Genomic DNA, 14012 nt, shown 5'->3' with positions numbered 1-14012 from the left:
TCCTTCCGTCGGTTCAGGCCGCGATACGGTTGCGAAGCTCGCGCTTCAGCACCTTGCCGATGGTGCTGCGCGGCAGTTCGTCGATCGCTTCCGCCCCCCCCAGTCGCTGTGTCTTGCCCAGCCGCGCATTCGCCCAGGCCATGATGTCGGCCGGTGCGATGGCGGGGTCCGACGACACGTAGAAGGCATAAGGCGTCTCGCCCCAGGTCTCGGACGGGATGCCGATCACGGCCGCGTCGCTGACCGCTGGATGCGCGAGCAGCACCGCTTCGAGGTCCGGCGGATAGATGTTGAAGCCGCCGCTGATGATCATGTCCTTCGACCGGCCGAGCAGGGTCAGGAAGCCGTCGTCGTCGAAGCGGCCGATGTCGCCGTGCCGGATGTAGCGGTTGCCCTCGGCATCGTGCCAAGCGGCCTCGTCCGTCGCCTTGTCGCGACCGTGATAGCCCTTCATCATGAAGGTCGACCGCCCGACGATCTCACCGACCTCGCCGTGCGGGACTTCCCGACCCGCATCGTCGATCAGGCGGATGTCGCTCCCGATCGCCGGTTGCCCAACCGTGTGCAGTTTGGCCGGATGCATGTTGGCGTAGAGAAGGCAGGTGCCGCCCCCTTCGGTCATGCCATAGATTTCGACGAGCTGCCCGGGCCATCGCCGAACCACGTCCGCCTTCAGATCGGCGGCGAAGGGCGCGCTGGTCGCGAACTTGATGCGGAACGACGACAGATCGAAGCGGTCGAAATCCGGCACGGCCATGATGCGTTGGTATTGGACCGGAACCAGCATCGTATGGGTCGCGCGTTCCCGCTCGGCGACCTCGAGAAAGCGGTGCGCGTCGAACTTGCCGAGGAGGATTGCGGTGCCGCCGAAGATCAGCGTGGGGATCAGCGTCGTCAGCGTGGTGTTGGAGTAGAGCGGCGTGGCGACCATCATGGTCGCTTCGGCGAAGCCGACCGCTTTCCAGGCCAGGGCCTGGGTCCAGCGCACGCCATGGGTATGCACGATGCCCTTGGGCGTCCCCGTCGTTCCTGACGAATAGATGATGTGGAAGGGCGCGTCCGGCACCGCCGACCAGGGCTCGGGCTTCGCACCGACCGGGGCCAGCCATGCGTCAAGATCGTTCAGGGCCACGACGTCGATGTCGAGCTCCGGCGGGTCGATGGCGGCAGCCGCATCGACAAAGACGATCTTCGCATCGCAGTCGGCGATCATGGCGGCAAGTTGAAGAGCCGTGGAAGACGGCGCGAGCGGCACCGGAACGGCGCCGGCGCGCTGGGCGCCGAGGTAGATGCAGGTCGCCGGGATCGTCATTCCGCCGACGATGGCGATGGAATCGCCGGGCTGCACTCCGGCGGCTTGCAGTCGCGAGGCGATCCGGTCCAACCGTGCGTCCAGCTCGGCATAGGTCAGCTGGTCATCGTCATGCACAAGCGCACGGCGGTCGGGATCGCTGGTCGCATGAACCGCGATCATGTCCGACATCGTCGCGAACTTGCGCGACAGCAGTTCCTCGGCGCCGATCACGTCGCGCTCCTTCACCCATCCTCGTCCTGGGCTTAGCTCTATCGCTTCGATGTGATCCAGCAAGCTGCGTATATCGGACTTCTGCGTTCCATAGTTGAAACGATTGGCCGCGTGCCGGTCCAAGCGACTCTGCCCTATGCCGCCCGGGCCTTGGCGCGTTCGATGAGCCGGCATGCGAAGTCGAGGAACACCTTCAGCTTGGGGGCGATCGCCGACCGTTCGGTGAAGAGGGCGTAGATCGCCGGTGGATCGTGGATCTCCCAATCCGGCATCACCCGGATCAACTCGCCGGAGCGGAGTTCGGCCATGATCAGCCCTGCGGCGATGGGTGCGATGGCGATCCCGGCGTGGACGAGGCTCAGCATCATCGACTGGTTGTTCGAGGCGAACCGGCTCCAGATCGGGACCGTCACCTTTTCCCGGCGTCTCACCAGCTCGAGCACCGGCACGCGGGCGGGAAGGCGACCGGCGTCCGAGGCGACCGGATCGAGATAGAAGTTGCCGAGGACGCGGTGGTTCGACAAATCGTCGACGCCCTGGGGAACGCCGTGCCGGTCGGCATAGTGGCGGCTGGCCACCAGAACGGTCGGAACGTCCGCGAGCTTCCGGACGATGAGGCGGGAATTGGCCAGCCAACCGGCGTGGAGGACGACGTCGATGGAGTTCGGCTCTGGCAGGAGCCGGTCGCCGATGCGAAGCCGCAGGTCGATATCCGGATACCGCTCGAGGAACTCGGGCACGCCATCGCCGATCAGGCTGCGCGCCACGTCGGCGGAGCAGCCGACGCGCAACAGGCCGGCATGCAGGCCGCGATGGGCGGCGATCTCGGCATCGGCTTCGTGCAGTTCGTCGAGAATGCGGACGCAGTGCCGATGGAGCATATGCCCGACTTCCGTCAGGCGAAGGCGGCGCTTGGTGCGATCGAGAAGCTGCACGCCGTAGTTCGACTCCAGACGCGATACCGCCCGGCTGACATTGGCCTTGGGCAGGCCCAGCGCGCGCGCTGCGCCAGAAATCGACTCCAGTTCGCCGACCTTGGCGAAAATCGCGAACACGTCAGCATGATCCACATTGCTTCTCCGTTCCAGTTATGGAACCCAACGGCCCACTACCATCGACTATACGACACGACCGATAGCTGCGAGCATCTTCATCAAGGACCGGCGCCGACCGAGCGCGGCCTGTCGGGCAGCGCGATGATGGCGCGGGGAGAGGATGGACATGAAGGCAAGTCTGCGTTGCGAAACTGCGCTGGGGTCGTTGATGGTGTCGGCGATGCTCGGATGGGCCACCCCCGCGTCCGCTCAGGCGATCCCGCCGCAAGGGGGCGATGCGAAAGCGGCCGGGACGGCGACGCCCGCCTCATCCAGCCCGTCTGCGACAGCCGCCGCCGCGCAGACGGCGCCCGCCGCGACGGCGGAACCGATCGGCGACATCATCGTCACGGCGCAGCGCCGGTCGGAATCGCTCCAGCGTGTGCCGATCGCAGTGACCGCCTTCACCGCCGGGGCGTTGCAGGCCCAGCAGATCAAGAACAGCAGCGACCTGCAACTCAGCCTGCCGAACGTGACCTTCACCAAGACCAACTTCTCCGGCGCGAGCTTCACCATCCGCGGCATCGGCGACCTGTGCGTGGGCACCAGCTGCGACCAGGCCACCGCGATCCACGTCAACGACATGCCGCTGCTCCAGTCGCGCCTGTTCGAGAACGAATTCTTCGATCTGGAACGGATCGAGGTGCTGCGCGGCCCGCAGGGCACGCTGTTCGGCCGCAACGCGACCGCCGGCGTAATCAACTTCATCACCGCCCGCCCCGAACTGGACGGGGTCCATGCCGACGGGCAGATCGAATATGGCAATTATGATTCGCGCAAGCTGACCGGCATGTTCAACCTGCCGATCAGCGATGCCGTCGGTATCCGCGTCGCGGGCACCTATCTCAGGCGCGACGGCTATACCCGCAACCTCTTCAACGATACCCGCATCGACGGGCGCGATCTCTATGCGCTGCGCGGGACGCTGCGGATCAAGCCGACCGACAGCACCACGCTCGACATCATCGGCTCCTATTTCCACGAGCGCGACGACCGGATGCGCTTCCAGAAGCAACTGTGCGGCGCCGACACCACCGGCGTCCTTGGCTGCCGGCCGGACCGGCTCGACTATGGGACGAGCAATCCCAGCGCCGGCTTCGGAACGCTGCTCTCCTCGCAGGAGACGATCAACCTGGTGACCAGGGGCAATCCCCTGTTCGCCAATCTGGGGTTGAACAGCATCTACGCGCCCACCGCGGTTCCGGCCGATGCGAACCCGGCCGACCCGCGGGCGGTTCGGGTCGACTTCAGGCCGCGCTACTATGCGAAGAACGCCTATGTCATGGCCCGGCTGGAGCAGCGGCTGGGCGATGCCCTGGCGCTGACCGTGACCGGCGGCTACAACCATGACCAGACCGACCTGCGGGCCGACATGACCAACCGGGTCGCCGCGTCGCTGGTCGGCAACACCGGCATCAACCGCCTGGCCGCGCTGGCGGCGGCGCCCGGCGCGGCGTTCCCGGGCGGCAGCAACCCGTTCGCCCCGGCCGCCGCCGCGCTCTTCCCCAATGGTCCGACGCGCTTCTGCGTGTCCGAACCGACCGACGCGCTGACCGGCATCTATGGCGGGAACGTCGCCGGCTGCGCCGCCAATGGCGGGGATTTCGATGCGTCGCGGACCAAGGCCAGGCAATATTCGATCGAGGCGCATGTCGACAGCAAGTTCGATGGTCCGTTCAACTTCCTGCTGGGCGGCATCTATCTCGACGACCAAGTCACCAACAACTATTTCGCCAACGGCTTCTTGATCGATTACGCTTCGGGGATCCTGGGCGCGGCGACGACCCTAGGCCAGCGCTCGACGGGTAATGCCAGCTATCCCAACGTCTTCCTCGCGCCGCCCTTCTTCGACGGCGAGGTCTCCAGCTACCGGCTGAAGAGCTACGGACTGTTTGGCGAGCTGTACGTGCAGGCGACCGACCGGCTGAAGCTGACCGGCGGACTGCGCTATTCGAACGATCGCAAGCGCCAGATCGCCCGCAATCTGACGCTGTCCTTCCCGGTGCCCTATGGCATCACCGACGCGGCGCAATCGCCCTATATCGGCACCTATGACGCCGACTCGTCGGTGGCCGGCATCCAGCCCGTGGCCGACACCCGCGCGACCTCCGATGCGCTGACCGGTCGCTTCGTCGTGGATTTCCAGCTGAACCCGCGCACGATGGTCTATGCCTCCTATGCGCGCGGCTACAAGTCGGCCGGGATCAACCCGCCGGTCCCGGCCATCTTCCAGGTGCCGAGCACCTTCGCGCCGGAATCGGTCGACGCCTTCGAGCTCGGCGCCAAGGCCACCATGCTCGGCGGCACCCTCCGGCTGAACACGAGCGCTTTCTACTATCGATACAAGAATTTGCAGATCAGCCGCCTGGTCGCGCGCACCTCGGTCAACGACAACACCAACGCCGACATCTACGGCGCGGAAGCCGAAGCCGTCATCAGCCCCACCCGCCGCTTCCAGGTCAATCTGTCAGCCAGCTACCTGCACACCCGGATCAAGGACCTGTCGCTGATCGACCCGCGCGATCCGTCCGGCGGCCGCACCGATACGGTGATCCTGAAAGACATCTCGACCGGATCCAATTGCGTCGTGCGGCCGACCACGCCCGGCAATGCGGCCGGCGCCAACCTGCTGGTGACGGCGTTCAACCGGAGCCTCGGCCTGCGCGCGCCGGTCGCGGTGCCCGGCACCAACACCACCGGCGCCTTCAGCGTGTGCAGCGCGCTGGCGGGTACGATCGCCAATCCGCCCTCGGCCCTGCGCGCCCTTTTCGCCACGCCGAGCGGGGCGCTGCCCTTCACGGTGTCGGACGGCGTGGCGGTCAACCTGCGCGGGAACGCGCTGCCGCAATCGCCCACCTATAAATTCTCCGCCGGCGCGCAGTACAAGATCGACCTGGGCGGCGGCATGACGCTCGTGCCGCGCGCGGACCTGACCTATACGGGCGGCTTCTACGGCCGCGTGTTCAACACGAACATCGACCGCGTTCAGGGCTATGAGATCGTCAACGCGCAGATCCAGTGGAATGGGCCCGAGAACCGCTATTTCGTGCGCGGCTTCATCCAGAACCTTACCGGCAACAACGCGATCACCGGCCAGTTCCTGGCGGACCAGGCCGCCGGCTTGACCACGAACGTGTTCCTGCTCGAACCCCGGCGCTATGGGATCGCCGCCGGTTTCCACTTCTAGTCGAGGACAAAAGTCATGAAGCGAGGGCTCGCACTTCTAGCGGCGGCAGCCGTCATCCCGCTGGCCGGGCTGCTCGCGCGCGGATGGTCGCGCTCGCCGGGCGCCAGTCTGCCGATGCGGTCGGCGGCCCTCATCGTGAAGGCGCGCGGCAATCGACTTGCCGATCCGGAGCGGTTTCGCGCCGCCATCCTCGCGCGCAGCTACCCGACCGTACCGAACCTGCCGGCCGCCATGCACACGCGTTTCAACGTGCGCGAGGAGGAAGTGGCGGGGCGGCGCACCGTCATGGTCGCGCCGCGGGCGGATGCGAGCCGATGGGTCATCCTCTACAATCACGGCGGCGCCTATGTGAACGAACTCGTCGAGCCACATTGGGCCATCGTGCAGGCGCTGGTGGAGGCAACGGGTGCGACCGTGGTCGTGCCGATCTACCCCCTGTCGCCCGAAAGCGACAACCGGGCGGCATTTCCGTATCTCATGGCGGTCTACCGGCATATCCTGGAGACGACGGATGCCAAACACGTCGTCTTGGCGGGCGACTCGGCCGGCGGCGGCCTAGCTCTGGGCGAGGCCATCGAATTCCGGCGCCTCGGTCTGCCGACGCCCGGACGGATCATTCTCTTCTCCCCTTGGCTGGACCTGACGCTGGCCGATCGCGCGGCACGCGACGTGGAGAAGCACGACGTGATGCTGGGCATCGATGCCCTGCGCCTCTGTGGGCAATGGTGGGCGGGCGGCGACGACCCGAAATCCCCTCGGCTCAGTCCGCTCTATGCCGACCTTGCCGGCATGCCGCCGATCGACATCTATCAGGGAACGGCGGATCTGCTCGTGGTGGACGTGCGATCGTTCGTGTCGAAGGCGCGCGAAGCCGGCGTGCTCGGCGACTATGGCGAGTATCCGGATGCCTTCCATGTCTTTGTCGGTGCCACGTTCACGCCGGAGGCTCGGGACGTCTTCAAGCGGATCGGGCAAACCCTGATCTAGCAGGTGGCGGCGCGGGACGAAGCTCGGATATTCCGCCGGCCGGCCTGTTGCGGGCCGGGTCGGCACGGCCGGAACTTGCGGTGGCGGCCCGCACCGACGGGGCGAGCGGCGCCGCGCCTGATCGACGCGGCTTGGTGCTGGTCACCGGCGGGTCCTGCCCGCGATCGCCGCCCGGTCCGCTGACCGGCGTCGCCGTACGCTGAACGGAATTGGCGCACCCGGGGTGAAAGCGATGGGCACTCGGATTATTGGGAAATCTGCCTTCCGCACAGATAGAGAAGCGTATCAACCACGCTCAATGACCGGGAGGCCGAGCATCATGGCGTTGCTCACCACTTCCTCGCGATTGCTGGCGCGAAGTTTTCGCATCAAGCTCTTCATGTGCCATTTTACCGTTTCCGGCGTCAGGCTGAGCGATCGCGCGATCTCCTTGTTCGTCTCGCCAGCGCCCAGTGCCTCGACAATCTCCAGTTCGCGCGCGGTGAACAGGGAAAACGCCGACCCCGCGCTTCCCCCATTGTTCGCGGGTTGCAGCCCATAGGGACGGCTGAGGCGGAGCAGGGCTAGGAACGAGCCAACCGAATATTCGGTGCGATTGAAATCCTGTGACGTGCGAACTCCCGTGATCTCGAGCAGATCGACCATCGGGCGGACGAAGCCGTTGCTGGCGGCACGGTTGAGCGCTTGAACCGTGTCCATTTCGATGAGCCGATCACATCGACCGCTGAGTTGCGGCAGCACGTTGAAGAGGCTGCCGATGATCCGCCACTCGGCATGGTCAGAGCGTTCGGCCAAGTCGATCAGCCGCATGGCGACGACGGTCAGGCGCGGGCGATCCAGCTGGGTTATCGCTTCGAACACGCGCGCTTCGGACAGCAGTACGAACAGCGCCGCATTGTCGGCGGCGGGATCGGCGATCGCCTCCGCTTCCCCGTCGGGCGGCAGGATGTCGTCCAGCGGCGTCGCCAGCGGGATATGGAGGCGCATGCGCTCCACCGCGCCGAGTGCGGTCAGGAGCGGCATCGCCCGGTCGCGCGCAATGGCTTCGGCGGCTTCGATCAGTGCCAGCGCCTCGGTCATGCGTCCAGCCGCGGCGGCGATCCGGATCGCAACCCGGTAACCACGCGCCAGCAGTCCGGCGAGCGCGGCGCCACGGAGAAGGGGCAGGAATTCGTCGGCCAGCCGCCCTGCCGCCGCCATGTCGTTCCGCATGTAGCGCATGTCGGCGAGCGCGATGGCGAGCACCGCCACCGTATCCGAGCGCCGCGCCACCCCGGCGGCGAGCCTGGCCATCGCGTCTTGCAACAGCGCCTCGGCATCGGCCGGACGCCCCTCGGCCCGGTGGAGATCGCTCATCACGACCGTGGCCAGCGCCTCCGCATAGCCGATCCCGTCGCTCCGCGCCGGAAGGAGGATGGGATGCAGCGTGGCGACGGCCGCCCGTCGGTCACCCGTCGCCAGCTGCGCTTGCGCTTCGGCAATCCGTCGCACGATCGCAAGCGGTTCGGCCCCGCCGCCGCGCGTCGCGACATTACCCGACAGCGCCTGCACGTCGTCCGACAACTTCTGGAGCGCAGGGCGGTCGGCGACGGTGGCACGCGGGAGCCTTGCCAAGGCATCGGCGATCATGCCTGGGCCGGAGCGGAACAGTTGCGTGCGCCCGTGGTCGACCAGCAAGGTGGCCATGACGGGCTCGAGCCCGAACGCGCCGGCGATCGCCAGCGCATGGTCGATCTCTCCCGCCGCCACATGCCAGTTGATCGCCATGGCCGCCTGCACTGAATCGCGATGCGTCACCATCAACGCCGCTCGGAGAGCGGGATGGAGGGCATAACGGTCCCGCTGGCCGGCAATGGCGGTGACGAAGGGTGTCGAGCGGGTGAGTGCGTGCAGCACGTCCGACGCCGCCTCGTCGCCGGACAGTCGGATGGCGAGCGATCCCGAGGCGATAGGCGTAATCGCGCAGTGTTCGAGTGTGGCACGGTGCTGCGTTGGCATCGCTGCCAGCAGGTCGCCGAACAGCGGCGCGATGGCCGACCCGCAGCGGGTTGCCCAGTCCACGGTGCCGACCTGCCATCCCTCGTCCCGCAGCGCGGCGGAGACGTGATGCAGGGCACCCCACCAGCCATCGAGAACGGCATTGAGCGCGCGGGCGGGAGCAAGGCCGATCGGCCGCCCGACCCGCTCGAAATATTCCGTCACCTCCGCATCCCGCGCGCGCAGGGTGCCGCGGCCCGCCCGCAGCACGGTGCCGCGATGCTCGCGCAGCGACCGCGGCAGCCGTGCCTCGTCCCGGCAGGTGCATAGCAGGTGGAAATTGGCGGGGGCATGGTCGACGAGATCGCCAAGGAAGCCAATAGCATCCGGATCGTCGATCAGGTCCGCATCGTCCAGACACAGTAGGACTGGTTTGCCCAAGCCATGGAGATGATTGGCCAGTGTCAGGGGATCGGTCGCGGTCGCGTGGGCACTGTCGCTGCGAAGCGCCTCGACGATATGGTCGATGATGCGGGCGCTGGCGATGCCCGAACAGGACACCCAGCCGGACAGGAAGCCTGAGTCGACCGCTTCGGCATGGATCAGCGCGGCGAAGACGGTCTTGCCGTACCGCAGCGGCGCGGTGACCAGCGTGACGTCGTGAGCCTCCACCTGGTCTAGCCAGCGACGGAAACGACCACCGGCCACCAGCGGCGTCGGCAGGCGCGGCGGCGTGAGCTTGGCGCGGGCGACGGGCGGTGCCCCGCCACCAACGGGTATCCCGTCGCGCGTGGCCAGTGTCGCGACAATGCCTGTGGGCGTCATCGTCATCCGCTACCTCCTAACCTTCGGCGTCTGACGGCCGATCCGGTTCCCGAACGCTACGCCCGCAGGGCCGAGGTGACAACGCCACCCTGACCCGCCCCCCACCATGCCCCCCGCCGACTCCCCTCGCCGGATCGGTCCGTCCGCGCCTAGCCTTCGCAGATCAGGCAACCGCCGGCGGCACCATAGGGCCGACACGGAGGTGCCGGGTGGAGAGGGACCTGAACGATGCGGACGGAGCAGATACTTGCCGGATGGTTATCGACGACGATGCTCGTCGCAGCAATGCCGGCTCTTGCCCAAGATGCGAATCCCGGCGCATCCAACGGGACGCAGGCGCAGGCGACGGACAATCAGATCGGAGACATCATCGTCACCGCCCAGCGCCGCGAGCAGCGATTGCAGGACGTGCCGGCTGCCGTCTCGGCCATCAGTGCCGATGCTCTCAAGGCGAAGGGCATTTCCGACACCATGAACCTCATGGGGTCGATTCCCAGCCTGCAGGTCACTACGCCCTATGGCCGGACGCAGCCGAATTTCGCGCTGCGCGGTATTTCGGTCGCGAACGAATTCTCAGCCAGCACGGCCTCGCCGGTCGGCGTCTATGTCGACGAGGTCTATCAGAGCTTCCGCGCCAGCCACGGCCAGCAGTTGTACGATATCGATCGGGTCGAAGTGCTGCGTGGGCCGCAGGGTACGCTGTACGGTCGCAATACCACGGGCGGCGCGATCAGTTTCTTCACGCGTAAGCCGAGCCTGGAGGCCAACGAAGGCTTCGTGACCGTCGGGTACGGCAATTACGCCACGAAGCAGGCGCAGGGTGCCTATGAAGCGACGCTGGTCCCCGACGTGCTTGGCGTGCGAATCGCGGGCACTTGGGCGGACGGCAACGGGTGGCAGTATAATCCGACGCAGAAGCGCTCGGTCGGGACGACCAATTCGGTCGGCGGACGCGTGGCGCTGCGCTGGCGGCCGTCAAACACGCTGGACATCAACCTGAAGGCCTATATCGCACGCGACAATCCGCTCGGCGCCAACGCCTATGCCAATGGCCAGTTGGCCGGCGGGCGCGACGCGCTGGGCTATTCGCGGTTCGATCCCGCGCAGAATGGCGGCCGGGCGCTGGGACGCGACGAGGTGGCGGCGGATACCGGCGGGCGGCTGTACACCAAATCCTATGGCTTCGCGGCGAACGTCAAGCTCGACCTCAGCGACGGGCTGACGCTGACCTCGATCACCGGATACGACGTCGGTCGCTATATCAATGCGCCGACCGACTGCGACGGATCGCCCAACGATCTGTGCGCGATCCGCTACGATTCGCGTAGCTACAATTTCAATCAGGATCTGCGCGTCGATTACAAGCAGGGGGGGCTGAACCTGATCGCCGGCCTCTATTACGGGATCGATACCGTCCGCACGCACAACCAGCCCGATTTCTTCGGGGTGCTGCGCCCGATCCTGCTGGGCGCGGGCGTGCCGGGCAGCTTCAACAACGCCGCGATCGGTACGCCGGACGCGATCCGGGTGCTGCCGGCCTTCGCGGTCAACCCCGCGCTGACCCCCGGCACCCCCGGCTTCTGCGCGCCGGTGGTCGTCAATCCCAACGGCTTCCTCGACGCTCGCTCGCTGGTGGCGCTGCAGACCGATATCGCGTTGACCAACAGCGGTGGCGGCGGGTTCGGCGGCGCCTATTCCGCCGGGTGCCGCAGCGCGGGGGCGCCGCCCTTTTCCCCGATCCTCGGCGACCAGCGCTACACGGTGCAGCGTCCGTCGAAGGCGATCTATGCGGACATGAGCTACGAAGCGCTGCCGGGATTCACCGTCACCGCGGGGCTGCGCTACACTTGGGACCAGGTGAAGTTCTACGACGGCGTCACGACGCTGCGCGACCTGTCGGGCCAGAACATCGTCGCTGGGCTAATCCCCTACAGCAATCCCTACAACGCCGCGCTGCCGCCGCTGCGTCAGACCGAAGGCGCCAATCGCCTGACCGGGCGATTCAACCTCAGCTATCAGTTCGCGCCCGATATCATGGGCTATGCGCAATATAGCCGCGGCTATCGCAGCGGCAGTTTCAACGGCCTCGCCTATCAGGGGGTCAACCAGGTCTATTATATCCAGCCTGAGCAGGTGAACGCCTACGAAGCGGGCGTGAAGACCCGGCTGTTCGATCGCCGCGTGCAGCTCAACCTCGCCGGCTTCTATTACGACTATAGCAACCAGCAGTTCACGCAGGTGGTCGGTGCGACCACGTTCACCCGCTCGGGCAACGGCCGCCTGTACGGCGGCGAGGCCGAGCTGACGGTGCAGGCGGCACGGACGCTGCGGTTCGATGCCGCGTTGGGCCTGCTCAACACGCGCTACACAGGCAATGTCGCCAATCCTGCCGATCCCAGCAGCGCGACGCTGCCGATCAACGGCAATCCCTTCCCCAACGCGCCGGGCGTGACCGCCACGCTGGGTGCCGATTGGGACGTGGTGAAGACCGGGCGCGACAAGGTGACGCTGCACGGCGACACCGCCTATATGGGCAAATATTATTTCGACCCCTTCAAAAACTACGGGCAGTCGCCCTGCGGCAAGCCCGCGCCCGGCTTCAACATTCTTCAGGCAGGTCCAGCGATCGCCTGCGGCAATCCGGGCTATTGGTTGGTCAACGGCCGGCTGACCTGGCAGCGCGGCAACTTCACCGCCGCCGCCTGGGTCAAGAACGCAACGAACAAATTCTATTACACCTACGGTCTGAACATCAACGTTTTCGGGCTGGACTATCTCAACCGCGGGATGCCGCGAACCTTCGGCGTCGATGCCACGGTGAGGTTCTGACCCATGGCACGCTTTACCAACAAGGTCGTCCTGATCACCGGCGCGGCACGCGGGATCGGCCGTGCCGCCGCCACCGCCTTCGCCCGTGAAGGCGCGATCGTCCACGCCACCGATATCGACGTCACGGAGTTGGCCACCATGCGCGCCGACCTCGCGGCGGAGGGCCTTGCGGTCGCCACCCACCGCCAGGATGTCGGCGTCGAGGCGGAGTGGAACGCGATATTCGCCGCGATCGGCCGCATCGACGTCTTGGTCAACAACGCCGGCTGGGGTTTCCTGAAGACGATCGAGGATACCAGCCTCGACGAATGGCGACGGCTGATGGCGATCAACGTCGAAAGCGTCTTCCTGGGCATGAAGGTCGCAATCCCTGCGATGCGCGAAAGCGGTGGCGTGATCGTCAACGTCGCGTCAATCGCGGCCAACGTCGCCGAGCCGATGTTCCCCGCCTACAACGCCACCAAGGGCGCCGTGTCGATGCTGACGAAGGCGGCGGCGGTCGATTGCGCGCGCAAACGCTGGCCGGTTCGCATCAACTCGCTCCATCCCGGCTATTGCGACACCAAGCTGGTGCGGGACGCCATCGGTGCGCTGGGCGACGGGGCGGGCGACTTCGCCAGCGCGGTCGCGGCCGCGATCCCGCTCGGCCGGCTCGCCGAACCGCATGAGATAGCGGCGCCGCTGTTGTTCCTGGCGAGCGAGGACGCGGCGTACATGATCGGCGCCGAGCTGGTGGTCGACGGCGGCTACATCGCGGTCTGAACGAGGAGGGGCTATGGACAATCATCATCTGAACGGCCGCAGGGCGCTCATCACCGGCGGCGCAAGCGGGATCGGCGCGGCGACGGCGGAGGCCTTGGCTCGCGCAGGCGCCGACGTGGCGATCGCCGACATCGATGCGATCGCCGGACAGGCGACGGCGGCGGCACTGCGCGCGCACGGCGTCGCCACCACCTTCGTCCCGCTCGACGTCGCAGACGAGGCCGACTGGGAGCGTGCGGTCGCGACGGTCATCGAAACGCTCGGCGGGCTCGACGTCCTCGTCAACAATGCCGGGATCGAACGGTCGTCGCTGTTGATCGATCAGCCGATCGAGGACCTGCGTCGGATGTTCGACGTCAACGTGATCGGCACGACGCTGGGCATCAAGCATGCGTTTCGGGTGATGAAGCCCGGTGGCCCGGCTGGCCAGGGCGGTGCGATCGTGAATATCGCCTCGGTCGCCGCCACGATCGTGTTCCCCGGCATCGCCGGCTATTCCGCCACCAAGTCGGCAGTCGACCGCATCACTCGCATTGCCGCGGCGGAGGCGGGCAAGCTCGGCTATGGCGTCCGCGTCAATTGCGTCTGCCCGGGGCTGGTGCCGACCGCCATGGGCATGAAGCTGGCGGTCGATTGTGCTGCCATGGGGCTGTTTCCGTCCCCAGAAGAGGCCGTGGCCGGCGTCGTCCAGCTCACCCCTTCCGGACGCCTCGGCGCGGTCGCCGACATCGCCGAGGCCATCCTGTTCCTGTGCGGCGATGGCGCGCGCTTCGTCAACGGCACCAGCCTGTCGGTCGACGGCGGCATGGGCAGCTGAGCCCCGATC

Annotated in this window: 8 protein-coding genes; 5 read left to right on the top strand and 3 right to left on the bottom strand. The window is 66.7% G+C overall.

Annotation, left to right across the window (positions count from 1 at the left end; all coding sequences use genetic code 11):
* Nucleotides 1-13: 13 nt before the first annotated feature.
* Both GGQ96_RS02090 and GGQ96_RS02085 read right to left on the bottom strand, forming a co-directional pair.
* The gene (locus GGQ96_RS02090) at nucleotides 14-1540 is read right to left on the bottom strand and encodes a class I adenylate-forming enzyme family protein (RefSeq protein ID WP_343058894.1); all 1527 of its coding nucleotides are present in this window, start codon (nucleotides 1538-1540) and stop codon (nucleotides 14-16) included.
* 119 nt (nucleotides 1541-1659) lie between these two features.
* The gene (locus GGQ96_RS02085) at nucleotides 1660-2595 is read right to left on the bottom strand and encodes a LysR substrate-binding domain-containing protein (protein ID WP_221239744.1); all 936 of its coding nucleotides are present in this window, start codon (nucleotides 2593-2595) and stop codon (nucleotides 1660-1662) included.
* 151 nt (nucleotides 2596-2746) lie between these two features.
* Between GGQ96_RS02085 and GGQ96_RS02080 the strand changes: the two genes are divergently transcribed.
* Together GGQ96_RS02080 and GGQ96_RS02075 are read left to right on the top strand one after the other, a co-directional pair.
* Nucleotides 2747-5806 carry a TonB-dependent receptor gene (locus tag GGQ96_RS02080; RefSeq protein WP_184111043.1) on the top strand — a complete coding sequence of 1020 codons (3060 nt, stop codon included), beginning with the start codon at nucleotides 2747-2749 and terminating at the stop codon, nucleotides 5804-5806.
* Between the two features lie 15 nt (nucleotides 5807-5821).
* Nucleotides 5822-6793 carry an alpha/beta hydrolase fold domain-containing protein gene (locus tag GGQ96_RS02075; RefSeq protein WP_184111041.1) on the top strand — a complete coding sequence of 324 codons (972 nt, stop codon included), beginning with the start codon at nucleotides 5822-5824 and terminating at the stop codon, nucleotides 6791-6793.
* A 285-nt stretch (nucleotides 6794-7078) separates the two neighbouring features.
* Here the strand turns inward: GGQ96_RS02075 and GGQ96_RS02070 are convergent, their stop codons facing one another.
* Entirely contained in the window at nucleotides 7079-9601 is a 2523-nt protein-coding gene (locus tag GGQ96_RS02070) for a LuxR C-terminal-related transcriptional regulator (protein WP_184111040.1), read from the bottom strand.
* A gap of 264 nt (nucleotides 9602-9865) precedes the next feature.
* Here GGQ96_RS02070 and GGQ96_RS02065 point away from each other — a divergent pair, with 264 nt between their 5' ends.
* The 3 genes from GGQ96_RS02065 to GGQ96_RS02055 are packed head-to-tail and all read left to right on the top strand — an operon-like array spanning nucleotide 9866 to nucleotide 14003.
* The gene (locus GGQ96_RS02065) at nucleotides 9866-12424 is read left to right on the top strand and encodes a TonB-dependent receptor (RefSeq protein WP_246360010.1); all 2559 of its coding nucleotides are present in this window, start codon (nucleotides 9866-9868) and stop codon (nucleotides 12422-12424) included.
* Between the two features lie 3 nt (nucleotides 12425-12427).
* Nucleotides 12428-13186, top strand: a complete 759-nt coding sequence (locus GGQ96_RS02060; protein WP_184111038.1) for an SDR family oxidoreductase — start codon at nucleotides 12428-12430, stop codon at nucleotides 13184-13186.
* A gap of 13 nt (nucleotides 13187-13199) precedes the next feature.
* Nucleotides 13200-14003 carry an SDR family NAD(P)-dependent oxidoreductase gene (locus GGQ96_RS02055; protein WP_184111036.1) on the top strand — a complete coding sequence of 268 codons (804 nt, stop codon included), beginning with the start codon at nucleotides 13200-13202 and terminating at the stop codon, nucleotides 14001-14003.
* Nucleotides 14004-14012 lie beyond the last annotated feature (9 nt).

The sequence above is a fragment of the Sphingomonas abaci genome (assembly GCF_014199625.1).
Lineage (GTDB): Bacteria > Pseudomonadota > Alphaproteobacteria > Sphingomonadales > Sphingomonadaceae > Sphingomonas > Sphingomonas abaci.
Note: the sequence above shows the minus strand (reverse complement) of the source record. Positions and strands in the feature narration are given on the sequence as shown.

Bases quoted from the DNA above. Each gene is read 5' to 3' on its own strand.
- GGQ96_RS02065 (WP_246360010.1), top strand. From the start codon at position 9,866: ATGCTCGTCGCAGCAATGCCGGCTCTTGCCCAAGATGCGAATCCCGGC.
- GGQ96_RS02055 (WP_184111036.1), top strand. From the start codon at position 13,200: ATGGACAATCATCATCTGAACGGCCGCAGGGCGCTCATCACCGGCGGC.
- GGQ96_RS02060 (WP_184111038.1), top strand. From the start codon at position 12,428: ATGGCACGCTTTACCAACAAGGTCGTCCTGATCACCGGCGCGGCACGC.
- GGQ96_RS02080 (WP_184111043.1), top strand. From the start codon at position 2,747: ATGAAGGCAAGTCTGCGTTGCGAAACTGCGCTGGGGTCGTTGATGGTG.
- GGQ96_RS02075 (WP_184111041.1), top strand. From the start codon at position 5,822: ATGAAGCGAGGGCTCGCACTTCTAGCGGCGGCAGCCGTCATCCCGCTG.
- GGQ96_RS02070 (WP_184111040.1), bottom strand. From the start codon at position 9,601: ATGACGATGACGCCCACAGGCATTGTCGCGACACTGGCCACGCGCGAC.